This is a genomic window from Cellulomonas uda (assembly GCF_006538705.1).
GTDB lineage: Bacteria > Actinomycetota > Actinomycetes > Actinomycetales > Cellulomonadaceae > Cellulomonas > Cellulomonas uda.
Window position 1 is genome coordinate 1 of record NZ_BJLP01000054.1, and the last position, 26,334, is coordinate 26,334.

19 protein-coding genes are annotated in these 26,334 nt (G+C 72.8%); 6 read left to right on the top strand and 13 right to left on the bottom strand.

What is annotated here, in order from left to right; translation table 11 throughout:
- Both CUD01_RS13785 and CUD01_RS13790 read left to right on the top strand, forming a co-directional pair.
- Window positions 1–1,399, top strand: a 1,399-nt coding sequence (locus CUD01_RS13785; RefSeq protein WP_141321895.1) for a DNA polymerase Y subunit UmuC family protein, incomplete at its 5' end; no start/stop codon positions are given.
- Window positions 1,392–5,120 carry a PHP domain-containing protein gene (locus CUD01_RS13790; protein WP_141321897.1) on the top strand — a complete coding sequence of 1,243 codons (3,729 nt, stop codon included), beginning with the start codon at window positions 1,392–1,394 and terminating at the stop codon, window positions 5,118–5,120. The genes CUD01_RS13785 and CUD01_RS13790, both read left to right, overlap by 8 nt.
- 14 nt (window positions 5,121–5,134) lie before the next feature.
- Here CUD01_RS13790 and CUD01_RS13795 read toward each other — a convergent pair whose 3' ends face one another.
- Window positions 5,135–5,698, bottom strand: coding sequence for an isochorismatase family protein (locus CUD01_RS13795; protein WP_141321899.1), 564 nt, complete (start codon window positions 5,696–5,698; stop codon window positions 5,135–5,137).
- Between the two features lie 68 nt (window positions 5,699–5,766).
- Complete coding sequence (locus CUD01_RS13800) at window positions 5,767–6,390, bottom strand: SRPBCC family protein (protein WP_141321901.1); 624 nt, start codon at window positions 6,388–6,390, stop codon at window positions 5,767–5,769.
- Window positions 6,391–6,502: 112 nt separating this feature from the next.
- On the opposite strand from CUD01_RS13800, the gene CUD01_RS13805 reads away from it, so the two are divergent.
- Window positions 6,503–8,050, top strand: a complete 1,548-nt coding sequence (locus CUD01_RS13805) for an ATP-dependent DNA ligase (protein WP_141321903.1) — start codon at window positions 6,503–6,505, stop codon at window positions 8,048–8,050.
- 1 nt (window position 8,051) lies between these two features.
- On the opposite strand, the gene CUD01_RS13810 is transcribed toward CUD01_RS13805, so the two are convergent.
- From CUD01_RS13810 to CUD01_RS13835, 6 genes are all read right to left on the bottom strand, one after another.
- Window positions 8,052–8,594, bottom strand: a complete 543-nt coding sequence (locus CUD01_RS13810; protein ID WP_166772012.1) for a CarD family transcriptional regulator — start codon at window positions 8,592–8,594, stop codon at window positions 8,052–8,054.
- A 196-nt stretch (window positions 8,595–8,790) separates the two neighbouring features.
- Complete coding sequence (locus CUD01_RS13815) at window positions 8,791–9,726, bottom strand: ATP-grasp domain-containing protein (protein WP_307722686.1); 936 nt, start codon at window positions 9,724–9,726, stop codon at window positions 8,791–8,793.
- A 40-nt stretch (window positions 9,727–9,766) separates the two neighbouring features.
- Complete coding sequence (locus CUD01_RS13820) at window positions 9,767–10,543, bottom strand: LLM class F420-dependent oxidoreductase (RefSeq protein WP_141321909.1); 777 nt, start codon at window positions 10,541–10,543, stop codon at window positions 9,767–9,769.
- Between the two features lie 49 nt (window positions 10,544–10,592).
- Window positions 10,593–13,982, bottom strand: coding sequence for an ATP-binding protein (locus CUD01_RS13825; RefSeq protein ID WP_141321911.1), 3,390 nt, complete (start codon window positions 13,980–13,982; stop codon window positions 10,593–10,595).
- Window positions 13,979–14,734: a DUF4194 domain-containing protein gene (locus CUD01_RS13830; protein ID WP_141321913.1), complete on the bottom strand. Its 756-nt coding sequence runs from the start codon at window positions 14,732–14,734 to the stop codon at window positions 13,979–13,981. The genes CUD01_RS13825 and CUD01_RS13830 overlap by 4 nt, the downstream gene beginning before the upstream one ends.
- Window positions 14,727–16,211: a DUF3375 domain-containing protein gene (locus CUD01_RS13835; RefSeq protein WP_141321915.1), complete on the bottom strand. Its 1,485-nt coding sequence runs from the start codon at window positions 16,209–16,211 to the stop codon at window positions 14,727–14,729. The genes CUD01_RS13830 and CUD01_RS13835 overlap by 8 nt, the downstream gene beginning before the upstream one ends.
- A gap of 122 nt (window positions 16,212–16,333) precedes the next feature.
- Here CUD01_RS13835 and CUD01_RS16635 point away from each other — a divergent pair, with 122 nt between their 5' ends.
- A complete protein-coding gene (locus tag CUD01_RS16635; protein ID WP_166772011.1) occupies window positions 16,334–17,518 on the top strand; it encodes an alpha/beta fold hydrolase in 1,185 nt (394 codons plus the stop codon).
- A gap of 77 nt (window positions 17,519–17,595) precedes the next feature.
- Here the strand turns inward: CUD01_RS16635 and CUD01_RS13845 are convergent, their stop codons facing one another.
- From CUD01_RS13845 to CUD01_RS13865, 5 genes are all read right to left on the bottom strand, one after another.
- Window positions 17,596–19,629 carry a right-handed parallel beta-helix repeat-containing protein gene (locus CUD01_RS13845; protein WP_141321917.1) on the bottom strand — a complete coding sequence of 678 codons (2,034 nt, stop codon included), beginning with the start codon at window positions 19,627–19,629 and terminating at the stop codon, window positions 17,596–17,598.
- A gap of 56 nt (window positions 19,630–19,685) precedes the next feature.
- Complete coding sequence (locus CUD01_RS13850; protein ID WP_218023862.1) at window positions 19,686–20,303, bottom strand: YesL family protein; 618 nt, start codon at window positions 20,301–20,303, stop codon at window positions 19,686–19,688.
- A gap of 90 nt (window positions 20,304–20,393) precedes the next feature.
- Window positions 20,394–21,356, bottom strand: coding sequence for a carbohydrate ABC transporter permease (locus CUD01_RS13855; RefSeq protein ID WP_141321921.1), 963 nt, complete (start codon window positions 21,354–21,356; stop codon window positions 20,394–20,396).
- A gap of 9 nt (window positions 21,357–21,365) precedes the next feature.
- Window positions 21,366–22,418, bottom strand: a complete 1,053-nt coding sequence (locus tag CUD01_RS13860) for an ABC transporter permease (RefSeq protein WP_094179922.1) — start codon at window positions 22,416–22,418, stop codon at window positions 21,366–21,368.
- A 92-nt stretch (window positions 22,419–22,510) separates the two neighbouring features.
- Entirely contained in the window at window positions 22,511–24,178 is a 1,668-nt protein-coding gene (locus CUD01_RS13865) for an extracellular solute-binding protein (protein ID WP_208404950.1), read from the bottom strand.
- A 539-nt stretch (window positions 24,179–24,717) separates the two neighbouring features.
- Here CUD01_RS13865 and CUD01_RS13870 point away from each other — a divergent pair.
- Together CUD01_RS13870 and CUD01_RS13875 are read left to right on the top strand one after the other, a co-directional pair.
- Entirely contained in the window at window positions 24,718–25,719 is a 1,002-nt protein-coding gene (locus CUD01_RS13870; protein WP_141321925.1) for a LacI family DNA-binding transcriptional regulator, read from the top strand.
- Window positions 25,720–25,783: 64 nt separating this feature from the next.
- Window positions 25,784–26,334: alpha-L-arabinofuranosidase family protein (locus CUD01_RS13875; protein WP_503826114.1), on the top strand; the 551-nt coding region annotated here is incomplete at its 3' end.

A 26,334-nucleotide genomic window follows, 5' to 3' on the forward strand; every position in this document is an offset into this window, starting at 1 on the left:
GAGCCGGTACCACGGCTCGGAGGAGAACCTCGCCGAGCGGCTCGTCGAGGCGGTCGCGCAGCAGACCGGTCACGAGTGCGCCGTGGGGACGGCCGACGGCCTGCTCGCCGCGGTCGTCGCGGCCCGCACCGGGGCGCTCGTCCCACCCGGCGGGTCGGCCGGGTTCCTCGCGTCCCGGCCGATGACGGAGCTGGGGTTCGCGGCGACCACGGAGGACTCCGGCCGGCAGGTCGACGAGCTCGTGGACCTGCTGCACCGGCTCGGGCTGCGGAGGCTGGGGCAGCTCGCGGCGCTGCCCGCCGCGGACGTGCACGCCCGGTTCGGGCGGCTCGGGACGTGGGCGCACGTGCTCGCCCGCGGCGAGGACGAGCGCCCACCCGTGCGGCGCCGTCCCGAGGCCGACCTGGAGGTCGCCACCGCGCTCGACCCACCCGTCGACCGGGTCGACACCGCGACGTTCGCGGGCCGCCGGCTCGCCGAGGAGCTGCACACCCTGCTCGTCGAGCGCTCGCTCACGTGCGGGCGCCTCGAGATCGCGGCGCGCACCGACGAGGGGACCGACCTGGTGCGCGCGTGGCGTACCGACCTCGGCGGTTGGGGTGGGCTGTCGCCGTCGCGCATCACGGACCGCATCCGCTGGCAGCTCGAGAGCTGGCTGTCCGCCACCGCGGTCGCCACCGCCCGCTCGCGCGCGCTCGACGACCGCGTGCGGCTGAGGGACGCGCGGCGGGCCGCGACCGGTCGCCCTGGTGACGGACCGACGGGTCGTACCGACGAGGACGTGCAGTGGGCGTTCGACGCGCGCGCGGCGCACGAGTCGGACGACACCCCGCCGGTCACGCTCGTGCGGCTGTCGGTCACGGCGCTGGACGTCGCACCGGCCGGTGCCGAGCAGGGGCGGCTGTGGGGCGGCCCGTCGGGCGGTGACCTGCGCGCGCACCGCGCGATGGACCGCGTGCAGGCGATCCTCGGCGGCAGCGGGCTGCTCGCCGCGAGCGTGCAGGGCGGACGTGACGTGCGCGAGCAGGTCCACGTCCGCCCGTGGGGCGAGCAGGGTGCCGCGCCGTTGCCGCTCGACCGTCCCTGGCCGGGGCGGCTCCCGCCGCCGGCGCCCGCGACCGTGCTACCCGAGCCCGAGCCGGTCCAGGTGCAGGACGCGGCGGGCGTCGAGGTGCTGCTCGACGGCCGCGAGGGGCTGGCGGGCGAGCCGGCGTGGGTCCGCTGGTCGCAGGGACGGCGCAGCCGCGTGAGCGGATGGGCGGGACCGTGGGTGCTGACCGGGCGATGGTGGAGCGGGCAGTCGCCGCGTGCGCACCTGCAGGTCGCGTTCGACGGCGAGCCGGCCGCGCTGCTCGTCGCGACGACCGCCGGGTGGGCGTGCGAGGCGCGCTATGACTGAGCGCACCACCACGCCGCGCGGGTCACGCGCCGCGCAGGCCGCGCCGGAGGACGCCCGGTACGCCGAGCTGCACGCGCACTCCGCGTTCAGCTTCCTCGACGGCGCGAGCCAGCCCGAGGAGCTCGCCGCGGAGGCCGCGCGGCTCGGCCTCGAGGCGCTCGCGCTCACCGACCACGACGGGCTGTACGGCGTGGTGCGGTTCGCCGAGGCCGCGCGCAAGGTCGGCCTGCCGACCGTGTTCGGCGCCGAGCTGCACCTGCCCGCGCCCACCGCGCGCCGCCACGGCCGCGAGCCCGCGCCGCCGCCCGGTCCGCCGGTGCTCGACGAGCCCACGGGCGTCCCCGACCCGCGCTCCACGCACCTGCTCGTGCTCGCGCGCGGCCCGGACGGCTACCGCGCGCTGTCCCGCGCGATCGCGGAGGGGCACCTGCGCACGGGGCGCAAGGGTGCCGCGGAGTACGACCTGGAGCAGCTCGCCGAGACCGCGCGGGGCCAGTGGCTGGTCCTGACGGGCTGCCGCAAGGGCGCCGTGCGGCGTGCGCTCGCGGGCGGTGACCCCTCGGGGGTCGTCCCGGTCGCGCCGGACGGGTTGTCGGCGGCGGAGCGTGAGCTCGACCGCCTCGTCGCGCTGTTCGGCCGCGACAACGTCGCGGTGGAGGTCACGGCGACGGGGTACGCGTACGACGACGAGCGTGCCGACGCGCTGGCCGAGCTCGCCCGCCGGTCCGGGCTCCCGCTCGTCGCGACCACGGCGGCGCACCACGCGAGCCCGCGCGACGCGGACCTCGCGGCGGCGCTGGCCGCGGTGCGGGCGCGCAGCTCGCTCGACGACCTCGACGGGTGGCTGCCCGCGGGGACGGGTGCGCACCTGCGCTCGGCGCGCGAGATGCTCGCGCGCCACCGCCGGCACCCGCAGGCCGTCGCGGCGGCAGCGGACCTCGCGGCGCAGTGCGCGTTCGACCTGTCGCTCGTCGCGCCGACGCTGCCGCCGTACCCGGTGCCGGAGGGGCACACGGAGGCCACGTGGCTGCGCGAGCTCGTACGCCGCGGGGCGCTCGAGCTCTACGGTCCGCCCGAGGCCGAGCGCGTACCGGGGGCGTGGGCGCAGCTCGAGCACGAGCTGCGCGTCATCGAGGAGCTCGGGTTCCCGGGCTACTTCCTGGTCGTCTACGACCTGGTGAAGTTCTGCCGGGACAACGGGATCCTCGCGCAGGGCCGCGGCTCGGCGGCGAACTCGGCGGTCTGCTACGTGCTGCGCGTGACCGCTGTCGACGCGGTGCACCACGGCCTGCTGTTCGAGCGGTTCCTGGCGCCCGAGCGCGACGGCCCGCCGGACATCGACGTGGACATCGAGTCCGCGCGTCGCGAGGAGGTCATCCAGCACGTCTACGCGGTGCACGGGCGCGAGCACGCCGCGCAGGTCGCGAACGTCATCTCCTACCGGCCACGCTCGGCGGTGCGGGACGCGGCACGGGCGCTCGGGTACGACGCGGGTCAGCAGGACGCGTGGGCGAAGTCGATCGAGCGGTGGGGGAGCCTGCGCGCGGCGCCCGCCGCCCCACCACCACCCGACGGCCCGAACGTGCTGGACCGACCCGCGCGCCCGCACACCGGGCACGCGGGTCCGTGGCCGGCGTCCGCGTCCCGGACGGCGGCGCCCGTGGTCACGGACCGGCACGAGCGGTCCGCGCGCCGCGGTGCCATGTGGACCTCGGGCACGCCCGGCTCGTCGGCGGCCCCGCGCCGCGCGCCCCGCGGGGCCGAGGTGCCCGGTCTCGCGACGGCCGACGGGCACGACGTGGTCCCGACGACGCTGCCCCCCTCGGCCGACGACGAGGGGGAGATCCCCGAGCAGGTGATCGACCTCGCGGAGCGGTTCCTGCGCCTGCCGCGGCACCTGGGCATCCACTCGGGCGGCATGGTCATGTGCGACCGCCCGGTGATCGAGGTGTGCCCCGTGGAGTGGGCGCGCATGCCCGGGCGCACGGTCCTGCAGTGGGACAAGGAGGACTGCGCCGACGCGGGCCTCGTGAAGTTCGACCTGCTGGGCCTCGGGATGCTCACGGCGCTGCGCATCGCGTTCGGCTACGTGCGCGAGCACGGCGGGCCGGACCTCGACCTGCACGCGCTGCCGCAGGACGACCCGCTGGTGTACGAGCTGCTGAGCGCGGCGGACACCGTCGGGGTGTTCCAGGTCGAGTCGCGCGCGCAGATGGGCACGCTGCCGCGCCTGCGTCCGCGTACGTTCTACGACATCGTCATCGAGGTCGCCCTCATCCGGCCGGGCCCGATCCAGGGCAACTCGGTGCACCCGTACATCGAGCGCTCGCGCGGCCGACAGCCCGTGACGTACCTGCACCCGCTGCTCGAGCCGTCCCTGGGCAAGACGCTCGGCGTGCCGCTGTTCCAGGAGCAGCTCATGCAGATGGCGATCGACGTCGCGGACTTCACGCCCGCCGAGGCGGACCAGCTGCGCCGCGCCATGGGCTCGAAGCGCTCGACGGAGCGGATGCTCGCGCTCAAGGAGCGGCTCATGACGGGCATGGCGGGGCACGGGATCTCGCGCGAGGTCGGTGAGCAGATCTTCGACAAGCTCAAGGCGTTCGCCGACTTCGGGTTCCCCGAGTCGCACGCGTACTCGTTCGCGTTCCTGGTGTACGCGAGCGCGTGGCTCAAGGTGCACCACCCCGCGGCGTTCTACGCGGGGATCCTCGCGGCGCAGCCGATGGGCTTCTACTCGCCGCAGAGCCTGGCGGCGGACGCGCGCCGGCACGGGGTCGAGGTGCTGCGTCCGGACGTGCAGCGCTCACGAGCGCAGGCGTGCGTCGAGCGCGTCGCCCCCGAGCCCGCTGGGGGAGAGCCGCGGCTCGTGCCCCGGCCGAGCGGTACGGGACCGACCCCGGACGCGGGTGTCCGCACCGGGAGAGGTCCCGGCCCGGCTGCCGGCCCGGATGGCGGTCCGGATGGCGGTCCGGATGGCGGTCCGGATGGCCGCCCGGATGCCGGTCCGGGGCGCTCGCTCGCGGTGCGGCTCGGGCTGGTGGCGGTCCGCGGGATCGGCGAACCCCTCGCGCAGCGCATCGCCGACGAGCGTGACGCGCACGGCCCGTTCGCGGACCAGCGTGACCTGGTGCGTCGCGTGCGGCTCACCACCCCGCAGCTCGAGGCGCTCGCGACCGCGGGTGCGCTCGACTCGCTCGGCGTGACCCGGCGGGAGGCGCTGTGGGCCGCGGGTGCGCTCGCGCAGGAGAGCCCCGAGACGCTGCCGGGTGTCAGCGTGGGCGTGACCGCACCGACGCTGCCGGGCCTGAGCGCGGTGGAGACCGCCACCGCGGACGTGTGGGCGACGGGCGTCTCGGTGGACTCCTACCCGACGCAGTTCGTGCGCGACGGGCTCGACGAGGCGGGGGTGCTGCGGGTCGAGCAGGCGTTCCGGCACGAGCCCGGCCGTCGCGTCGCGGTCGCGGGCGTGGTCACCCACCGGCAGCGCCCGGGCACGGCCGGGGGAGTGACGTTCCTGTCGCTCGAGGACGAGACCGGACTGCTCAACATCGTGTGCTCGGCGGGTCTGTGGCAGCGGTTCCGACGCGTGGCGCGCACGAGCCGCGCGCTCGTCGTGCGCGGTCTGCTCGAACGGCAGGACGGCGCGACCAACCTCGTCGCCGAGCACCTCGCACCGTTGTCGCTCAAGGTCCGCTCGTCGTCGCGCGACTTCCAGTGACCAGCGGGGCGACCTCAGGGAGCGGCGAACGCGACCTCGTCGGACGGCACGACCGCCGCGGTTCGGCCGGGTGCCGTCTGGAACGACCAGTACAGGTTGGTGTGCGCGACCACCTGCGCGGGCTCGGGGGCGCCCCACTGCGTGAGGTCCTCGGTCGTGTGCGCGTCGGACACGAGCGTGACGTCGTAGCCGCGGGTGAACGCGCCGTGGATCGTCGAGCGGATGCACGCGTCGCTCTGCGCCCCGGTCACCACGAGGTGCCCGACCCCGCGGTCGGCCAGCACCGACTCGAGCGGCGTGTCCTCGAACGAGTCGCCGAACCGCTTGTCGACGCGCGCCTCGTCGTCGTGGAAGCCGACCTCCGGCACGATCTGCCAGCCGTCCTCGCCGGGGACGAGGCCCTCGTCGGGCGCCTGGTGCTGGACCCACACCACCGGGACGTCCTCCTGGCGCGCTCGTGTGACGAGCGTGGCGATCCGGCCGAGCACGGCGTCACGGTCGTACGCCTGCGCGACCACGCCGTTCTGCACGTCGATGACGAGCAGCGCAGTGCCTGTGCGGTTCTCGAGAGTGGTCATGGGCACCAGCGAAGCACGCCGGTCCGACATCCGGCCGGACCGGCCGCCGCCTCCTGCGTCGGCCGAGGTCAGCGCGCCGCGTGGCGCTCGGCCCGCTCCCGCACGCCCAGCAGCATGCGCCGGGACATCACCGAGCTTGCGAGCCCGAGCGCCTCGTTCAGCGGAACCGCCCACCACTGCGGCCGCGCGTACCGCTCCCGCACCACGAGCCTCGTCGTGCGGTCCCGCCCCGGGTGCAGGGTGAACGCCCAGCTGAACGTCGCGTCGGGTGCGGTGAGGACGAGCGCGTGCGGGGGGTCCACGGTCGTGACCGCGAGCGCCGCGCTCGCCGCGAGGTGCACCTCGTCGCCCGGTGCGAGGTCCTGCCAGCGCTCCTCGACCCGGTCCGCGGAGCGGATGCCGAGGCCCACCGCGTTCTCGAGCCAGTCGTAGGAGTAGAAGCCGCCACGCCCTTGCCCGAGCTGCACGAGCCACGGCCAGACGTCCTGCGCAGGCGCGGCGATCGTGACCGCGCGCGTCGCGACGAGGCCCGGGTCGCGCACGACGTCGTCTCCCGCGAGCACCGCGTCGAGCTCGTCCTCGGTGGCGCCCCACTGCAGCCCCCACGTCCGCACGACCGGCAGCAGCGCGACCGTCGCGACGAGCGACAGTGCGCCGAGGGTCCGTGGAGCGGGGCGGTGCGGGCGGGCCATGTGCTCAGCGCACCGCACATCGCCCGCCCGGGCAACCGACGAACGTCCCTGGGGCGGCCCGCGCGTGCCCGCTCCGGTGGTCGGTGTGGGCGGTGGGCGCGACGATGCGGGCATGCTGCTCGCCGAGGTCGCCGACACGTCCCGCGCGCTGGCCGCGACCCGCTCCCGGCTCGCGAAGCGCGCGCTGGTCGTGGAGCTGCTGCGCCGCACCCCACCGCCGGACGTGCCGGTGGTCGCGCACTACCTGGGCGGAGAGCTGCGGCAGCGACGCACGGGCCTCGGCTGGCGCTCGCTCGCGCACCTGCCGCCCCCGGCCGACGAGCCGACCCTGACGCTCGAGGAGGTCGACGCGACCTTCGCCCGGATGGCGCAGCTGTCCGGCGCCGGCTCGGGGACGCAGCGGCAGGAGCTCGCCGCGCAGCTGTTCGCGCGGGCGACCGCCGTGGAGCAGGACCTCCTGCGCGGTCTGGTCACCGGCGAGCTGCGCCAGGGCTCGCTCGACGCGCTGCTGCTGGACGCGGTGGCCGAGGCCGCCGGCGTGCCCGCCGCCGCGGTGCGTCGTGCGGCGATGCTCGCGGGCGCGACGGCGCCGGTCGCGTCCGCGGCGCTGGGCGCGTCCGGTCCCGCGGAGGCGGCGAGCCTGCTCGCCGGGTTCGGCCTGACGGTCGGGCGAGCGGTCCGTCCGATGCTCGCGCAGTCCGCCACCGACGTGGCGACCGCCCTCACCGACGTGGGTCCGGGCCCGGCGGTGGTGGACGCCAAGCTCGACGGCATCCGCATCCAGGCCCACCGGCGCGACGACGAGGTACGGGTCTACACCCGCAGCCTCGACGACGTCACCGCCCGCGTCCCGGAGATCGTCGACCTGGTCCGCTCGTTGCCCGGTGGGACGCTCGTGCTCGACGGTGAGGCGCTCGTCGTCGACGACACCGGCCGTCCCGTCGCGTTCCAGGACACGGCCTCGCGCGCGGCGACGGCCGACGCCCAGGTCGCGGCGCGGCACGTGCTGCGCCCGTTCTTCTTCGACGTGCTGCACGCGGACGGTCGTGACCTGCTCGACGAGCCGCTGCGCGACCGCCTCGCCGTGCTCGACCGCCTGCTCTCCGACCACCCCGCCGCGAGCATCGACCGCGTCGTGACGACCGACCCCGACGAGGCCGGCGCCCACCTGCGTGAGGTGCTGGCAGCCGGGCACGAGGGCGTCGTCGTCAAGGCGCTCGACTCGCCCTACGAGGCCGGCCGGCGCGGCGGCGCGTGGGTCAAGGTCAAGCCGCGCCACACGCTCGACCTCGTGGTGCTCGCGGTCGAGTGGGGTTCCGGCCGCCGGCGCGGCCTGCTGTCGAACATCCACCTCGGCGCGCGCGACGCGGCCGGAGGGTTCGTCATGCTCGGCAAGACGTTCAAGGGCATGACCGACGAGATGCTGCGCTGGCAGACCGAGCGGTTCACTGCGCTCGCGACCTCGCCGTTGGACGACTGGGTGGTGCACGTCCGCCCCGAGCAGGTGGTCGAGATCGCGTTCGACGGCCTCCAGCGCTCGTCGCGCTACCCGGGCGGCGTGGCCCTGCGGTTCGCCCGCGTGCTGCGCTACCGCGACGACAAGACCGCGGCGGAGGCGGACACGATCGAGGCGGTCCGCGCGCTCGCCTCGCCTGCGTGACTCAGGCCGCCGTGGGCGCCGTGCGGCGGTGCGAGCGGGGGCGTGGGGCGGGGGTCTCGTGCCCGTCGAGGGCGGCCTCCTCGAGGAGGGCGGCGGCCGCGTCCTCGGTGACGCCGAGCGCGACGCTCAGCTCGGAGCTCAGGACCTCGCGCGCGGAGCGCAGGAGGTCACGCTCGGCGGTCCCGCTCGCGTTGTGGCCGCAGTGGCGCAGGATCTCGCGCATGACGACGGCTCGCTCGGTGGGCAGTCCGCTCTGCAGCCGCATCGAGTAGTCCTTGATGCGGCGCGACCAGCCGTTCTCCGGCGGCAGGCTCTCGTCGTGCAGGACGGCGAGCACCTCGTCGACCTGCGCGCGCGTCATGACGGCTCGCAGGCCGATCGTCGCGGCGCTCGGCACGGGCACGGAGACGTGCAGCTCGTGCTCGGGCTGCTCGAGCTCGAGGTAGTCGATCACGCGGTCGCGGACGGTGCGGGTGACCACCGCGCTGATCCGCATCGGTCCGTGGTGGGGGTGGACGACTGTCTGACCGACGGTGAAGGGCACGGGCTTCTCATTCGACGAGGCGGTGCCGCGCCGTCATTGCCGTGGTCCCGGGGGCCCGGCAACGGGCCGACGCGTGAGCCTCGCGCGTCGGCCGGGCTTCGAGCGGCCTCACGGGGCGTGGGTCCCGCGAGAACGCTTGCAGCGCGACAGCCCCCATTGTCCCTCACATCGGACGATCAGGGCGGGTGGACGCCGTTCACCGTGCCGTCAGCGCGCGGGCACGACGTTCGACCGCCGCCGCGACCACGTCCGCGACGTGCGGCGCGACGTGCAGGTTGAGCGCCGGCTCGAACAGCTCCGCCTCGATCAGCACGATGCCGTGCTCGGCGGAGTCGACGAGGTCGACGCGGGCGTACAGCGGGACCTCGAGGTCGGTGGCGGCGCCGACCGCCGCGAGTGCGCGACGGGCGAACGACTCCTCGTCGGCGGTCGTCGGGACCGGCTCCGGGTGCTCCTGGTAGACGCCGCCGACGAACCCGCCGCCGGGTGCGAGCAGCGCACCCTTGCCGATGGCGTGCGTGAGCTCGCCGTCGACGAGGTAGAGCGCCTTCTCGGCACCGCGGGACAGCTCGGGCACCTCGGGCTGCACCATGACGACGCCGCCCGCGCGCAGCACCCGCTCCGCGAGGGCGAGCGCCGCGGGGTCGTCGGCGTCGAACAGGCCGGTGTCGCGCGCGCCCGCGGACACCGTGGGCTTGAGCACGACGCGCGTGCCCGCGGGAGCGGCGGCGAGGTCACGCGCGACGTCGTCGAGCCGGGAGCGGTACGTCGTCGGGACGATGGCGACGCCGAGCGACGCGAGCTGCGCGAGGTAGTGCTTGTCGAGGTTCCACCGCACGAGCGCGGGCTCGTTGAGCACGTGCGTCGTCGCCTCGGCGTGCGCGAGCCACGCGGTGAACTCCGCCAGCCGCTCCGGGTAGTCCCACGGGCTGCGGAGCACCAGCAGGTCGAAGTCGGCGACGTCCACCGACGGGTCGTGCCAGACGACCGGGACGGCGTCGAGGCCACGGGCGCGCAGGGCCGCGACGAGCGGCGCGGTGTCGTGGTCGAGGTCCTCGAGCGGGTAGGAGTCGGTCACGACGACGCCGACGCGCGGGACACGGGAGGCCGACGAGGGGGCGGGAGTGCTCACGAGCACGTGACTGTAGGCGCCGCCGGGCGCCGGGCGCGGATCAGCGCTGCGCGTCGCGCCAGGAGGCCCACGTCCGGGCGAGCGACAGGTCGTAGTCCGGCCCGGTCGTGCCGATGGTCAGCAGGGTGGCCCCGCCCGCGAGCAGCCCGTCCGCGACCTCGTCGGGCGGTGCCGACACCCCGATCGAGCGCTCGACGAGCCTCCCCGTGTCCCGTCCGACGGCCGCGCCGTGCTCGTCGAGGATCGCGCTCTTGCGGGTGAGCGACTCGGCGTCGCCGAACGAGTGCCAGATGTCGGCGTGCTCCGCGACGATGCGCAGCATCTTCTTCTCGCCGCTGCCGCCGATGAGGACGGGGATGTCGCGGGTCGGCGTCGGGTTGGACGCCGCCCACCGGGCCTTGATGCGCGGCAGCGCGTCGGCGAGCGACGCGATCCGCTGCCCCGCGGTGCCGAACTCGTAGCCGAACTCGTCGTAGTCCCGCTCGAACCAGCCCGCGCCGATCCCGAGGATCAGCCGCCCGCCGCTGATGTGGTCGACCGTGCGGGCCATGTCCGCGAGCAGGTCCGGGTTGCGGTAGGAGTTGCAGCTCACGAGCGCACCGAGCTCGACCCGCTCGGTCTGCTCGGCCCACGCCCCGAGCATCGTCCAGCACTCGAAGTGCTTGCCGTCCGGGTCGCCGGACAGCGGGTAGAAGTGGTCCCAGTTGAAGACCACGTCGACGCCGAGGTCCTCGGCGCGGAGCACCGCGTCACGGATCTGGCCGTAGTCGGCGTGCTGGGGCGCGAGCTGGACACCGATGCGCACGGGGAAGGTCATGCGCAGCAACGTACGGCCCCGCCCCCGCGCGCGCCGCCCGTGTTCCCTCTCAGTGAACGTCCGCCGCGTCCTGGGGGCGCGCGACGCCCGCGATCGGCTTGGTGCGCGAGCGGCCCGTCTCGTCCTTGAGCACCACGTACTCGAGGTCCACGTGCGGCTCGAGCGCGCTGAACTTGTCGTTCGGCGCACCGATCACGAGCTGGAAGCCCAGGCCGCGCCACGCGCCGATCGCACGACCGGTGAACCGCGCGTCGGCCTTGATGAGGGCCTCGTCGAGGAACACCGGCGCGTACCGCGGCCGTGCCGCGCCAGCGTCGCCGAGCTGGTAGCGCAGCGCCGCCCCGACGATGAACGCGACGAGCTCCTGCGACTCGCCACCCGACTTCTCGCCGATGTGGTCGTACAGCGCGACGTGCTCCCCGTCCAGGTCGACCTTCTCGGCCGACAGCCGCACGTGCCGGCGCACGTCCACGAGGTCCGCGAAGTCGGGGGAGGTGCGCCGGATCCGGTCGATGACCTTCGCCATGCGGTGGTAGCGCCTCTCACGCTCGCCGTCGGTCGCCTCGGTCGCGAGGACCTCGCGCAGGTCGCGCAGCTCCTTGCGGAAGCGCGCGACGACCGTGGACTGCGTGTCGCGTGCGTCGATGCGCAGGCGGTGCTCGTCGTCGGCGAACGGCAGGTCCGCGAGGATGTCGTTGACGGGGCGGATGCGCTCCTTGATCTCCCGCACGGAGCGCGACAGCGCGTTGGCGAGGTCCGTCAGGTCGTTGCCGGACAGGCGCAGCAGGCTCTTGCGCCACTCGGCCTCGAGCTCGTGCATCCCGTTCGTCTCGAGCTCGACGAGGATGCGTTCGAAGTCGTCGAAGGACGCGTCGGGGTCGGTCCCCAGGTTCGGGTCCGGCCACCGTTCGACGAACGTCTCGAACGTGCGGCGCAGCGCGTCCCGCTGCGTGCCGATGACCTGCTGCGCGGCCTGGCGGTCGGCGAGCAGGAGAGCGCCCGCACGCGAGAGCAGGTCGTCGAACGCCCGCAGGTCCTCGGTCGCGTCGTCGCCCGACGACGAGGCGGACGCACCCTCGCGCTGCGCGACGAGCAGACCTTCGAGGTAGGCGCGCTGGTCGTCGGACACGACCGTGCCCTGCGCCTCGGCCTCGTCGAGCGCGCGCTGCGCGACGTCCACCTCGTCGGTGACCGACGACCAGCGGTCCGCGAGCGCCGCGACGTCGCCCTTGGAGCGGCCGAGCTGCTCGGTCAGCGCGGAGATCGTCGTGTCGAGCTCGTCGGCGCGCCGCTGCAGGCGGGTCACCTCGGGGCTGCCCGACGTGACGCCGCCGATCACCTGCTCCCACCGGTCGATCGCCGCCTGCTGGCCCGCGACGTCGACCTGCGACCAGGTCAGCTCCAGCACGGACTCGTAGGAGCGTCGACGCGCGTCGTCGCCGTCGAGGCGGGCCTCGGCGGCCTCGACCTGCGCCTGCGCGGCGGCGACGCGCTCGCGCGCGCGGTCCAGCCGGCGGTCCAGGTCGGCGAGTCGGCGCGTGTTGGTGAAGCCCAGCACGTTCGCCTGCCCGCGGCCGCCGTGTGCGCCGCGGGTGCCCTGCGACATCTGGCCGGCCCGGGTGAGCGCCCGGGGGTGCTGCGCGAGCTCGCCCGGGGTGTCGACGCACACGTAGTCGAACCGCTGCGCGAGCTCGCTGCGCAGCCAGCCCGTGAACGGCGACGTGCGGTAGTCGAGGCGACCGGGCAACGTGCGGGAGTCCACCGCGACGGTGTCCGGGAGGTCCGTGGGCACGCCCTGGAACTGGATCCGACGAGCGAGCGGGACGGCGTCGATCGCGGCACGGAACGCCCGCAGGTGCGAGGCGTCGAGGAGCAGACGCGTCGCGAAGCCGCCGAGCGCGAGGTTGAACGCCTCGCGCCACGGCTCGTGCTCGGTGCGGACCTCGACGAGCTCGGCGACGAAGGGCAGGTCCCCGGGCGTGAGGCCCGCCGCCTCGGCGAGCGCCGCGCGGGCGCGGTGCAGCTCGCCGGGGATGTTGTCCTGCCGCCTGGTCACCGCGGCGCGCTCGGCCTGCAGGTCCGCGAGGTCGGCGACGGCCTCCTTCTTCTCCGACATCGCGTCGAAGAGCTCCTGCCGGGCCGCGTTCCTCGTCTCGGTGTCACGCAGCGCGTCGTGCGCCTGCGCGACGAGCGCGGCGTGCTCGGCCTCGGAGGCGACGGACACGCCGGGGAGGCCGGCGAGCGCCTCGTCGAGCCGCGCCCGGGCGCGCAGCACGGTCGCGAGGCGCTGCTCGGCGGCCGCGAGCTCACGCTGCGCGGTCGCGAGCCGGTCGCCGCCGGACGTCCACAGCGTCTCCTTGACGCCGTCGAGCTCGGCCCGCGCCGCGGCGATGCGCGCCTCGGTCTCCGCGACCAGGTCGCGTGCGCGGTGGTGGCGGTGCTGCAGGTCCGCCTCGGCCGCGCGCAGCAGGTCGAGCCGGTGCGCGTGCTTCCACAGCGCGGCGGGGGAGGCGACGTCGTCGAACGTGCCGATCTCGTCGATCACGCGCAGCCGGGCCGCGGCCTCGTCGACGTCCGCGCGGTAGGCGCGGATCGGCTCGAGCGCCTTGACCTGCTGACGCGCCGTGATCATCTGGTCGCGCGTGCCCGTGAGCTTGTCGAACTGCTCGACCACCGCGTCGGCCGTCGCGAACGTGTCCGGCTCCTCGAGCACCATCGCCTTGTAGAGCGCGTCGACAGTCGTGATCTGCTGGCCCGCCTGGATGCGGCCCAGCAGCGCGACGGCCTTGTGCCCGTCACCCGCCGCACCGATGCCGAGCGTCGAGTGCAGGCGAGCGGTGAGCTCGCGGTCCGTGTCGTACACCGACAGGCCCGCCTCGGTGAGCGCGGGGCGCGAGAACCGGGTGGCGGCCGCCCGCTCGAGGTCCCGCAGGTCGAGCTCGCCGTCGCGCGTCGCACGCACCGCGACGACGTCCTCGAGCGTGCGGGCCGCCGACGGCACGTACCACGCGCGCACCGCGGTGAACTGCGTGCCCGACTGGTCCGCCCACGTCATCGCGATCGCCGACCACGTGTCGCGGCCGTCGCCGCGCAGCACCCGCTGACGCGTGCCGTCCTCGGTGCGGGACTCGTCGAGCTTGCCGCGCGCGTAGGACAGGATGTTGCGCTGGTCCTTGCCGCGCGGGCGCCCGACGACCCCGCCGTTCGACGCGCCGTTGAACGGTGTCGTGTGCGGCATGAGCAGCGCGATGTACGCGTCCATGAGCGTCGACTTGCCCGAGCCGGAGCCGCCCGACAGCAGCGTCGCGGTCGGCGCGAGCCGGATGCGGTGGTGGCCGTCGTACCCGCCCCAGTTGACCAGCTGCAGGTCGCGCGCGACCCACTGCTGGCCGGTGGACGCGGCCGGGATCAGGCCGAACAGCGTGTCGACCATCGTCATCGTGCGGCCTCCTCGGTCGCGTCGGTGGCGTCGTCGTGCGCACCCTCGTCGGGCGTGGTCCCGACCGTGCGACCTTCGGCGCGCTCGCGCAGCCAGTCGCGCAGCTCGGCCAGGCGCTCGTTGCTGAGCACGACCTCGACGAGCGGCGTCACGCGGAACCGGCCCTCGGACTCCTCGTCGACGATCCCGTCCTTCGCGAGCCGTGCGACGGCCGCGCGGATCTCGCGCTGGTGCGTCGCGACGTTCGTGTCGTCGGGGTCGAAGTACGTCAGCGCGGTCGCCTCGATCTCCTCGACGTCGACGTGCACGGACGTCTCGCCCGCACCGCGCTCCCGCTGGAACACGGTGCGCAGGTGCACCAGGACGAGCGTCTCGGCGCGGGAGTACGCCTCGTCGCGCAGCAGCACCGGGACGTCGAGCTCGGCCGAGCGCACCTGCCGCTTGTACGCGACACCGCGCTCGTGGTCGACGACGAGGTGCACGAACAGGTCGTGCAGGCGCGACTCGACGAGCTGCTGGTTCTCGAGCAGCGTGCGCCACTGCGCGCGGTTGCGGTCCGCGACGAGGAACCGGCGCTGCAGCAGCCGCACGAGCACGCGCCGCACGTCGGCGTCGAGCGTGCCGTTGTCGCCCGCGAACAGCTCGGCCGGGTCGTCCTCCATCGCGACGGGGGAGATGAACCCGGCGTCAGCGGTGGCGGGCGCGTCGGCGTCGACCTCGCCGGTGCGTGCGTCGGTCGTCGTGTCAGTCATCGTCGTCCTTCGTGCGGGTGGTGCTCGTGGTGACGGCGCCGAACGCGAGGCGGCGGCGCGTCCCGTCGGGGCGGACCGCGTCGACGAACGCGACCCGGTCGGTCTCCTGCATGCCGTGGGCGTGCGCCAGCTCGAGCAGCCCCAGCAGGTCCACGGGCCGGCGCAGGTCGTCGGGTGCGGCGTCGAACGCGGCGGCGAGGTCCACCTCGTCGTGCGACGAGCGGGCGAACGCGCTCAGGTGCGCGTCGAGCTCGGCGTAGTGCGGGCCACCCCACGCGCGCGCGTCGTCCGCCGGGACGTCGCCGTCCTCGTCGTCCCACTGTGCGAGCGCGTCCGGGGGCTCGGGCGTGCGCAGGTCACCGACGGTCTGCCGCAGGTGCTCCACGTCCGCGACCGGCAACCGCCGCACGGGCGGTACGGCCTCGAACCGGCGGGCGTCCGGCATCCACGCCTGCAGGCCCGTCATGACGTCCCGCAGCAGGGAGTCGACCTGCCGGTCGCGCAGCGGGTCGTGGTTGCGGACCTGCGCCGTGATCACGTACGACGCCTCGCGCTGCGCCGCGAAGACCTGCTCGAGGCCCGCCTCGATGCGGCGCACGACGTCCCGCAGGTCACCGCGCTGCTGCGCGTCGAGCCGCCGCGCGAACCGGTGCCGGAGCACGACGTCGAGGTGGCCCGCCAGGTCGTCGAGCCGCTGCGGGTCGCCGATGAGCCGCAACGCCCCCGCGAACGCGCGACCCTCGACGGTCGACTCCATGACGTGCTCGCCGCGCTGCAGGTACTCGCGCAGCACGTCGCCCGTGGGGCGCTCGTCCTGCCGCAGCGCCGTGACGACGTCGCGCTGCATCGCCTTGATCGACTCCGCGACGCGCGCGAAGTCGGCGGGCAGCTCGCGCATGAGGTGCACGACGTTCTCCGCCTGCTCGAGCAGGTCCTCGTCGTCGACCTCGTCCACGACGCCCGTGCGCTGCACGCGCTCCAGCTCCGCCTGCAGCGCCTTGATCTGCGAGTCCAGGCGTGCGACCCGCACCATGGCGTCCGGGTCCGCGTCCTGCGCGAGGCGCTCGACCGCGTCCAGCAGCGTCCGCACGCGCGACTGCGACACACGCGCCCGCGCGCCGCCCGCACGTCCCGCGACCTCGAGCGCACCGACAGCGTGCGCCGAGAGGCGGTAGACCTCCACGTCGTCGTCCAGCACCTGCCGCACGAGCCAGCCCGCGTCCGCCCACTGCCGGCACAGGTCACGCGCCGTGCCTGTCGGCAGGTCGTCGCCGACGCCCGCCGAGCGGAGCTGGTCGAGCGCGTCCCCGACCTCGGTGTGCGCGTCGGCCACCGGCACCGTCGGGCGCTCCGCGGTGAACACCAGCGAGAGCAGCGAGACGACGAGAGGGGCGTGCCGCTTGTGGAGCAGGTCGAGCATCGGGTTCTGGAACGCCCGGACGGCGCCCAGGTACGCCGCTTCGGCACGAGTGATCATCGCGGGACACCTTAGGTGGCCCGGGCGGCGGGCGTCCGCCGACGTCGCTGGGCGAGTCGCGCGGCGCGGCTCAGGACGTCCGGCCGATGCACCGCCACGGGGCGGTCGAGACGATGGGCGCCATGATCACCCTCTACCTGCACGGCAGGGCGGCGTGCGACGCCCGCACGCTCGAGTCGTTCCTCGCCCGCGCCCGCCCGGTCTACGAGGCACCCGGCGGCATCACGGTACGGCTGCAGTGGAGCCTGGCCGAGCCCGGGGCGTTCGTCGAGATCATGGAGTACCGCGACCGCGTCACCTACGAGGCGGACCAGGTCCGCGTCGAGCGTGACCCCGCGATGCGCGCACTGATCGACGAGTGGCACACCCTGCTCGCAGGCGCGCCCCGCGTCGAGGCCTACGAGGACGTCACGCTCGACGGCGGCGCAGCCGACCGCGTGCGTCGGGACCGCGGCGACGCGTCGCGCGCCACCGGCGGCGGCCGCGGGACCGCCGGGGGTTCCCTGGCCGTGCACCGCTACGGCCGGCCCGACCGACCCACGGTCCTCCTCCTGCACGGGCTGACCGATGCGGGGACGACCTGGCCCGACCTCATCGCGCACTGGGGCGACGCCTGGGACGTGCACGCGCCGGACCTGCGTGGGCACGGACGGTCGCCGCGGTTCTGCGACGACGAGCTCGGGCGGGCGCCCGAGGTGATGCTCGCGGACGTGCTCGACCTGCTGGACGCGCAGCCCGGCCCGGTCGCGCTCGTCGGGCACTCGCTCGGAGGCCTGCTCGCCCTGCGCGCGGCGCTCGCCCGGCCTCAGCAGGTCAGTGCGCTTGTGCTCGAGGACCCTGCGAAGCCCGACGGGACTCCCACCGACGACGAGGACGCCGCGTTCGTGGCCGATCCCGCGATCGTCGCGAGCGTCGAGTCGTCGCTCATCGCCACCGAGCACGACCGTGCGGCGGAGGTCGCGCGCATGCGGCGCGAGACGCCGTGGAGCGACACCGAGATCGAGGCGTGGGCCGACAGCCGCCCCCTCGTCGACCGCCGGTACGTCCGACGCGGGCTGTTCCTGGGGCAGCCCGGCTGGGAGGAGCTGTTCGACGCGCTCGCGGTCCCGACGCTGCTCGTCCTGCCGCCCGACGCGCCCATGGCGCCCCGCCCGGACCTCGTCCACAACCCGCTCGTCCGCAGGGTCGTCATCGAGGGCGCGGGCCACTGTGTGCGCCGCGACCAGCCTGCCGCCTACCACGCGGCCGTCGACGCGTTCCTCGACGAGCACGCCCGTCACCACCGGGCGCGGACAGACGCCTGCTGAGGACGGAGCCGCCAGGCCGGACGGCGAACGGCCGTCACTCGCATCGCCGCTGGTGACGGCCGCTCCGCGCGCATGTCTCAGCGGCTGGGCGCCCCCGGTGCGACAAGAACCCGCAGCCCGGATGCCGAGGCGGCGAACGGCCCGGGCACGACCCGGTCCCGCGCCATCCCGCAGACGTCGGTGCTCAGGTCCAGGTCGGAGCCGTCGGGGTTGGTGTAGGGCATCTCGGCCTGGTAGCTCGTCCCGAGGCGCGCGGTCGTCACCGGGTCGACGAGGGGGACGTCGTCGGCGTGGTCGACCTCGACCCGGACCGTCCCGGCCTGCGCGTCGAGCACCTCGACGCGCACCGGTGACGTGCCGACCACGACGGCCGTGGGCTCCGCGCGGAACGGGACGGCGCCCTCCGCGTAGAGGTTGCCCTCGACCCAGACCGGGAGCCGCGGCCCGGCCAGGTCGCTCCCGCGCTCGTGCGGGTACTCCTGCGGCGTCGGGTAGGCGTCGTACTGCGAGGTGCCGACGGGCGTCGGGACGAAGGTCGCCTGGCCGGGCACACCGTCCATGTCGATCGCACCGGACCAGAAGCTCGCGAGCGCCGCCTCCTCGTGCGCGTCCGACCCGCCGGGCCCGGGGGCGCCGTCACCGACGAAGACGTTGTTGTAGAACCGGTTGTCGCCGCCGAGGATGTTCGAGACGCCGTAGACGGCCGTGCCGTGCGGGACGTGGTACGGGGTGTACCGCTGGTGCTCGGTGCAGTTCGCGAGACGACCCGCGAAGTAGTTGTGCACGTAGGCGCCGCCGGTGGACATGTCCTTGACCGCCCACGGCGACAGGAAGAGGTTCGAGTCGACGAGGTACGGGCCGTGGCAGACCTCGACCATGAAGTCCTCGGCGGTGGACGCGTAGAACACGTTGCGCCGCACCAGGGTGCCCTGGGCCTGCCAGTCGAGCCACAGCGCGCGGTGCGTGTGGTGGATCGTGTTCCCGCTGATCACGGTGTCGATGGCGGCGTGCAGCTTGATCCCGGCGACCTCGGCGCCGTGCCACTGCCGCTTCACGTGGATGCGGAAGATGTGGTTGTCCTCGATCGTCGAGAACGCCGCGCCCAGGTGCCCGACGACGCCGGCCTGCTCGCAGTCGCGGATCGTGTTGCGCCGTACGGTGTGCGAGCCGACGTGGTCCCGGTGCCACGGGTGCGGTTCGCCGGCGGCCGGTCCGCCCAGGACGAGCGCGCGCTGGATCACCTCGCGCTCGCGCTGCGTCCCGCCCTTGGCGCCGTCGGGCCCCGCGGCCGCCTCGTTCTGCCCGGTGCTGGCCTCCTTGCCGAGCGAGACGCCGACGTTCTTCGAGTCGGTGATCGTGTTGTCCTCGATCACCCAGCCCTTCGACCAGTGGGGGCCGATCAGACCCTCCTGCAGCGCGGTGGGCGGCGCCCACTGCGTGGCGGCCTTCGTCAGGGTGAACCCGCGGACCGTGATGTGGTCGATGCCCGTCGCCGCAGGCCAGAACACGAAGGTGCGCGCATTGATCTCGATCTCGTGCTCGGCGGGGTCCGCCCCGCCGAAGTTCGCCCAGATCGTCGTGACGTCGTCGCCCACCTCGCAGTACCAGGTCAGCAGCGAGCCCTGCGGGTCGAACGAGTCGGGGGTGACCTCGGGGTTCTCGACGCCGCCGAGTGTCAGCGACTCGTACATCGACCTGCCGTCGAGGTAGACCTCGCCGGTGTGCCAGGTGTTGACCCGGTCGAAGAACCAGTCGCCGCCGATGCGCTCGGCGTACGGGTTGCGCGCGCCGAACAGCGCGTTCGGCACCCGCGCGACCCAGACGCGGCCCTCGGCGCCCGGGTGGGGGCGCCAGTCGGTGACCACCTCGGCCCCCGAGATCGTGACGGGCTCGAACCGCCCGTCCGGGCCCACCGCCGCCTGGTACGTGATCGGCGCGTCGGCAGTCCCGCCGCGCGGGGGGTTCACCCACTCCCGGTACACGCCTTCGTGCACCGTGACGGTGTCGCCCGGCAGGGCGGCCTGGGCCGCCCGGTTGATGGTCCGGAACGGGGCCTCGGCCGAGCCGTCAGCGCGGTCGGAACCGGTGACGGCGACGTGCAGGATGGTCACGACAACGCCTTTCGTCGATCACTGGGTCGTGCGGTGGCGGGGGAGAAGCGGAGGTGTCAGGCCTCCGCGTCCGCCGGCTCGGGTCTCACGTACCCCCGGTCCACGAAGAACCGTTCGAGCAGGTAGCACCACCACACGAGGATCAGGCCGGGCACCACGAACACCGCGGGCATGAAGTTCCAGATGGCGACGCACCCGACGAACACGGCGATCGCGAGCAGGAACGTCAGGCTGGGTGTCGTCAGACCCAACGTGAGCCCGTTGCGTACCTGACGCCAGGTGGGGTTGGTGAAGCGGGCGACGAGCGGGAGGCACCAGAACAGCAGGAGCACCAGGAAGAGGCCGATGACGAGCAGCGGTACCAGCACCTCGGCCAGCCCGAGGGTGGGCAGGTAGGACAGCGTGAGGAGGCCGACCGCCGCGACCGCGACGGCCAGCAGGCCGACGACCGTCGCCTGCGCCCAGCTCTGCCGCCAGGCCTTCGTGGCGACCGCCCAGGGCCCGGCGTCCTTGCCCAGCACGTACCTGCGGCACAGCTCGTACGCGACGACGGTCCCCGCGCCCGCCGTTACGACGAGCCCGAGGCTCACGAGCCAGAGCAGGCTGATCAGGATGATGGAGCCGAGCGAGTCGAGGATGCGCCACAGCAGCGACGCCGGGTTGAAACGAAAGATGGTCGGGGCCTCTCGGTGCGCGGACGTGACGGGGTCGAGGACTCTCGAGGACGCGGTCGGCCTCCCGCGGTGCGCGGGAGGCCGACGCCGTCAGCCCTTCACCGAGCCGATCATGAGACCGGACACGAAGTGCTTCTGCAGGAACGGGTAGACCAGCAGGATCGGCACGGCCGCCACCATGGTGATCGCCGACCGCAGCGCGATCGGTGTCGTGAGCTGCCCACCCGCTCCGACCGACGCCGCGTTCGCCGCGCTGTTGCCGGAGTTGGCACCCGCGTTCATCGAGCTCGCCAGCAGCTTCTGCAGCTCGTACTGCAGGGTGGTCAGCGCCGGGTCGCCGGAGTTGTACAGCAGGGTGTCCAGCCACGCGTTCCAGCTGCCGACGGCCACGAACAGACCCACCACGGCCAGCACGGGCTTGCACAGCGGCATGATGATCTGCCACCACGTGCGGAACTCGCCCGCGCCGTCGATCCGTGCCGACTCGGTGATCTCCTCGGGAATCGACTTCATGTACGTGCGCAGGATGATCAGGTTGAACGCGCTGATGATCGTCGGCACCCAGTAGGCCTGGAAGCTGTTCAGCATGCCCAGGTCCTTGATGAGCAGGTAGTTGGGGATCAGGCCGGCGTCGAAGTACAGCGTCAGCACGAAGATCAGCGTGATCGGGCGGCGGAAGATGAACTCCTTGCGGCTGAGCGCGTAGGCGAGCATCGAGGTGAACAGCAGGTTCGTCGCGACCACCACGACCGTCTTCAGGACGCTCATGATGAACGCCTGGTAGATCGAGTCCATGTTGAGTACGACCTCGTAGTTCTTCAGCGAGAAGACACGGGGCCAGATGCCGATCCCGCCGCGGACGGCGTCCATGCCGTCGTTCAGCGAGATGGCGAGCGTGTTCAGCAGCGGGTAGAGCATGAGTGCCCCGAGGAGCACGAGGAAGCTCGTGTTGAGCGTCGTGAAGATGATCCGCTCGGTGGTCCACTTGTGGCGCCGTCGCCTGGGGCTGGCGGCGCTCCGCTCCAGGGACTTCGGGGCAAGGGTGCTTGACATGAAGTCCTCCTAGACCAGCGTCTCTTGGTTGAGGCGCTTGGCCGCCATGTTCGCCGAGCCGACCAGGATGATCGCGACGACCGTCTTGAAGATGCCCGCGACCACGGCGAGGCTGTAGTTGCCCAGCTGGTAGCCGTACCTCAGCACGAAGACGTCGATGGTCTCGGCCGTCTCGGAGATCAGACCGTTGCCGAGGAAGTACGGCAGCTCGAAGTTGGTGGACAGGATCCAGCCGCTGTTGATGATGAGCAGCACGACGATCGTGGGCCGGATACCCGGGAGCGTGATGTTCCACATCTTGCGGTAGCGCCCCGCTCCGTCGACCTCGGCCGCCTCGTACAGGCTCGGGTCGATGGCGGTGATCGCGGCCAGGTACAGGATCGTGTTCCAGCCCAGCTCCTTCCACAGGCTCGTCCCTGCGACGATCCCCCAGAAGTGGTTCGGCTCGGTGAGGAACAGGATCGGTTCCTGCACGATGCCCAGGTTCATGAGGCCCTGGTTGATGAACCCGCCCGACGAGGGCAGCGAGAGCGCCACGGACGCGAGGCTCGCCACGATGACCCAGCTCAGGAAGTGGGGCATGTAGGTGATGTTCTGCATGATCCGCTTGAACGGGGCGTTCTTGACCTCGTTCAGCAGCAGCGCCAGGACGATGGCCCCCAGGGTCCCGACCACCAGGGTCAGGACGGACTGTCCCAGCGTGTTGACGACGACCCGGCGGAACCGCTCACCGTTGACACCGGTGAACAGGTCGACGAAGTTCTCGAAGCCGACCCACTCCTGGTTCCAGATGTTGCCGCGACCCGGCTTGTAGTCCTGGAAGGCGATCGCCCAGCCGTAGACCGGGACGTACTTGAACAGGATCTGGTACATCAGCAGCGGGACGGCCATCAGCAGAAGGACGCGCTGCGCCTTGATCCTGTCCCAGGTGATCTTGCGCTTGGGCTCCTTCGCCGGTCGCGTCCGGGCCTTGCGGCGCGGAGCGCGCGAGCTGCTCGCGGGCTCCGGGGCCGGCTCGGGCCCGGAGGCGGTCACCAGGTTCTTCACCGGTGCGTCCGTCATCTGTCCAACCTCGTCGTCAGAAGCAGTGGGTGGCCGTCGCGAGTGGCCGTGGTGGGGGGTCGAGACCCCCCACCACGACGACTCACGGACTGTTACCAGTTGGCGAGGCGCTCCTGGATGCCAGCGTTGATCGCGTCCTCGTAGACCTTGACGTCGATCTTCTTGATGGTGTCGACGTAGGCGTTCCAGCTCGCCTCGAAGTCGGCCGGGTCACCGGCGATGATCTTCGGCAGGTTCTGCACGTTGGCGTCGGTCAGCTGCTGGTTGACCTGGTTGGCGTCGTCGGAGAGCGTGATGTTCCACGCCGGGTAGTACTTGGGGTTCTCCGGCTGCGGATTCATGAACTCGAGCCAGGTCTTCTTGCCGTACTGCTCCATGACGTTGCGGTCGTAGTCGGTCAGCGTCGCGAAGAACTCGGCGGGCTGGTCGTCGGGGCTGTAGGCGTTGCCGTCGGTGAACTGGCCGTTGTGCTTCGGCAGCACGTCGAGCAGCGCCTCGAGGCGGTTGGACGCGCGCCAGGTGAGGTCACGGGCGTTGGCCCGCTGCTCGTCCGTGCGGGTGAACATGCCGTCGTCGCCCACCTGGTAGTCCTCGCCCTCGATGCCCCAGGAGAGCACCTTCTGCCAGGGCTCGCTGAGCATGAGGTCGAGGAACTTCATCGCCTTCTCCGGCTGCTTGCTGGAGACGGAGATGCCGAAGCCCTGGTTGGTGTTCATGACCGGGCGGTCGGCGTACCACGGCTCAGCGCCGTCGTAGACGGGCATGAGCGGCACGTAGGTGTACTGGTCCTTGCCGGCGCTGCGCAGCGAGTCGGTCGCGGTCTGGAAGTCCCAGCCCTGGTCGTGCATGCCGAGGACGGCGCCCGTGGCCAGCTTGGCGACGTACTGGTCGAACGTCAGCGTGAAGGACTCGCGGTCGACGAGACCCGCGGCGTACTGCTCGTTGAGGACCTTGTAGAAGTCCTTCGCGATGTCCTTGTCGGCGTAGATCTGCGCGTTGTTGCTGTCGTCGACGATGACGCCACCGTTGTTCGGGGAGCCCGCGAGCAGCGCCGGCGGGTTCGTCATGCCCCACTCACGGCCGGTCGACGCCAGGACCTCGAAGCCGACGGTCGGAGCGCCCTCCGTCTCGGGGTTCTTCTCCTTGTAGTCCGCGATGAGCTGGAAGTAGCGCTCGAGCGTCATGTTGTTCAGGTCGGGCCAGCCGGCGTCCTCGAGGACGCGCTTCTGGATCCAGAACGCGGGACCGTAGTAGGTGCCGCCCGTGACCTCGCCGTAGAAGCGGTTGTAGTTCGGGAAGATGTACAGGCCCGGGTCCACCTCTTCGCCCGAGTAGCTCATCTTCTTGATGTCGTCCTCGACGTGCGTGGCGAGGTTCGGGTAGTCGCCCGTGGCGAGCATGTCGTCGAGACGCAGGAGGGCGCCGCCCTCGAGGAGACGCATCTTGAGGTCCGTGGTCCCGACGAGGTCGGGATACTGACCGCCGGCGAGCATGACGCCGATCTTCTGGTCCACGTTGTCCGGAGTCACGATCTCGTACTCCAGGGTGACCCCGAGCTGGTCCTTGAGCAGCTTGGTGATCTTGTTGTCGGCGGCCGGCGCCTGCGAGGCCGTCGTGATCCAGGTCGTGAGCGTCGTCGGGTTGCTGGGGGTCAGCGTCCCCGACTTGTCCGCGAGATCACCCTCGGGGATGACGACGGGCTTGGAGGGGCCGTCGTCGGGGTCGCTGTCCGAGGTACATGCGACAAGCCCCGCGGACATGGCTGCCACCAGGACAAGAGCTGACAACTTCGTTCTTGCGGTACGCACCGAGGTCTCTCCCTTGAGAACTGTTCCGGTCGACCTTGACTGGAACTCGTGCCTATCGGACGCACGGTGGGGCTTCGCGTCCTCATCCCGGCGGGATTTTAGCGTTAAAGTAGAGAGGCCATCGGGCCCAGTCAAGCCCCCGCATGTTTCGAAATGATCACGGCAACCTTCCGGTGCGGTCGTCCGGGCCGGGAACGCCCCGGTTCGCGTCGCTCCTGCCCCCGGTGTCACGCCGCTCAGTAGGGCCGTGACCTGCGAGAATGCATCACAGTCCGCGTGTGCGGCGAGAGTGCCGAGCTCCCGTCCGCGGTGCCCACGGCGTGGACGCGGCGGGACGACACGCCGGGTGGGTGTTCGAAACTCTTTCGACGTGGGCCTTGCAGTCCCGCGTTGTATCGATATATTGAGCGCGCTCCGGCGATGTGGCCGGGCTGCGCGCCCGACGTGCGAACGCCGGACGAGCAGGGGTGTCGCGGGAAGGAGAGATCCGCATGGTGCGGATGGCGGACGTGGCCCGTGCGGCCGGTGTCTCGGTCATGACCGTGTCGAACGTCCTCAACGAGCGCCTCCCGGTCGGCGAGTCGACGCGCGCCCGCGTGATGGCGGCCGTCGAGGATCTCGGGTACGAGGTCAACCTGACCGCGCGGCACCTGCGCGCCGGACGGACCGACACCGTCGCGTTCGTCGTGCCGAGCTTCCACGACTACTTCGGGGAGCTCGCCGACCAGGTCGCCCCGCTGGTCGAGGCGGAGGGTCGCCACCTCGTCCTCGAGCGGACCAGCGCCAACGCGGAGCAGGAGATGGAGGCGCTGAGCGTCTCGCGCCTGCAGATCTACGACGGCGTCCTGCTGTCCGTCGCCGGTGTCGACCGGGAGCAGCTGGGGCGGGTCCGCACCCCCAAGCCGATCGTGCTGCTCGGTGAGCGCGATGTGCCCGACCACCTCGACCACGTGCGTCTGGCGAACGAGTCGGGCGCCCTGCTCGCCACGGCGCACATGATCGAGCACGGCTCGCGCCGCATCGTCGCGCTCGGGTGCTCGACCGACGCGGCGCACACGATGACCACGGACCGTCGTCTCGGGTGGGAGCGCGCGCACCAGGATGCCGGGCTGGCTGCCGACCCGGCCTACGTCGTGCCCGTCAGCGACTACACGTCCCGTGGTGGTCGCGACGCGATGCTCGAGGTCATCGCGTCCGGGCTGCCCTTCGACGCGGTCTTCGCCGTCACCGACATCGTGGCCCTCGGAGCGTTGTCCGCCCTGGCGGACCACGGGCTGCGCGTCCCCGTCGACGTGCAGCTCGCCGGCTTCGACAACCTCGACATGTCGAGCTTCGTACCTCCCGGCATCACGTCGGTGGACGCCAACCACGAGGGTGTGGCCGAGGCGGCCGTCCGGCTGCTGCACCGCCGGATGTCGGGCTGGACCGGCCCTGCCGAGCATGTCGTCGCACCCGTGCGCCTCGTGGTGCGTGGATCCACGCGCGGCGCCTGACCACAGGCCAACCATCCGTTCTGCGCGTCACCCAGTCGCTACCCGGTCAAAGGAGACCAACCCCGTGAGCACCTCCGTGCCTCCGCCTGCCTCCGCGGCAAGCCCCGAGACGACGACCACCACGACGGCGGTCATCGACCTCGACCTTCCCGGCCCGCGCATCTCGCGTCACGTGTACGGGCACTTCGCCGAGCACCTGGGCCGGTGCATCTACGGCGGGTTCTGGGTCGGCGAGGACTCGGACGTGCCGAACGTGCGGGGCATCCGCTCCGACGTGGTGGACGCGCTGCGCGCGCTGAAGATCCCGAACCTGCGCTGGCCGGGCGGCTGCTTCGCCGACGACTACCACTGGCGTGACGGCATCGGCCCGCGCGACCAGCGGCCCCGCATGGTCAACTCGCACTGGGGTGACGTCGTCGAGGACAACTCCTTCGGCACGCACGAGTTCATGGACCTGTGCGAGCTGCTCGGGGCGGAGCCGTACGTCAGCGGGAACGTCGGTTCCGGCAGCGTGGCGGAGATGTCGGACTGGGTCGAGTACCTGACCCGCGCGGACGACTCCCCGATGGCGGCTCTGCGCCGGGCGAACGGGCGCGCCGAGCCGTGGCGCGTCCC

Bases quoted from the DNA above. Each gene is read 5' to 3' on its own strand.
- CUD01_RS13790 (WP_141321897.1), top strand. From the start codon at position 1,392: ATGACTGAGCGCACCACCACGCCGCGCGGGTCACGCGCCGCGCAGGCC.
- CUD01_RS13795 (WP_141321899.1), bottom strand. From the start codon at position 5,698: ATGACCACTCTCGAGAACCGCACAGGCACTGCGCTGCTCGTCATCGAC.
- CUD01_RS13800 (WP_141321901.1), bottom strand. From the start codon at position 6,390: ATGGCCCGCCCGCACCGCCCCGCTCCACGGACCCTCGGCGCACTGTCG.
- CUD01_RS13805 (WP_141321903.1), top strand. From the start codon at position 6,503: ATGCTGCTCGCCGAGGTCGCCGACACGTCCCGCGCGCTGGCCGCGACC.
- CUD01_RS13820 (WP_141321909.1), bottom strand. From the start codon at position 10,543: ATGACCTTCCCCGTGCGCATCGGTGTCCAGCTCGCGCCCCAGCACGCC.
- CUD01_RS13825 (WP_141321911.1), bottom strand. From the start codon at position 13,982: ATGACGATGGTCGACACGCTGTTCGGCCTGATCCCGGCCGCGTCCACC.
- CUD01_RS13830 (WP_141321913.1), bottom strand. From the start codon at position 14,734: ATGACTGACACGACGACCGACGCACGCACCGGCGAGGTCGACGCCGAC.
- CUD01_RS13835 (WP_141321915.1), bottom strand. From the start codon at position 16,211: ATGATCACTCGTGCCGAAGCGGCGTACCTGGGCGCCGTCCGGGCGTTC.
- CUD01_RS16635 (WP_166772011.1), top strand. From the start codon at position 16,334: ATGATCACCCTCTACCTGCACGGCAGGGCGGCGTGCGACGCCCGCACG.
- CUD01_RS13855 (WP_141321921.1), bottom strand. From the start codon at position 21,356: ATGTCAAGCACCCTTGCCCCGAAGTCCCTGGAGCGGAGCGCCGCCAGC.
- CUD01_RS13860 (WP_094179922.1), bottom strand. From the start codon at position 22,418: ATGACGGACGCACCGGTGAAGAACCTGGTGACCGCCTCCGGGCCCGAG.
- CUD01_RS13865 (WP_208404950.1), bottom strand. From the start codon at position 24,178: ATGTCCGCGGGGCTTGTCGCATGTACCTCGGACAGCGACCCCGACGAC.
- CUD01_RS13870 (WP_141321925.1), top strand. From the start codon at position 24,718: ATGGTGCGGATGGCGGACGTGGCCCGTGCGGCCGGTGTCTCGGTCATG.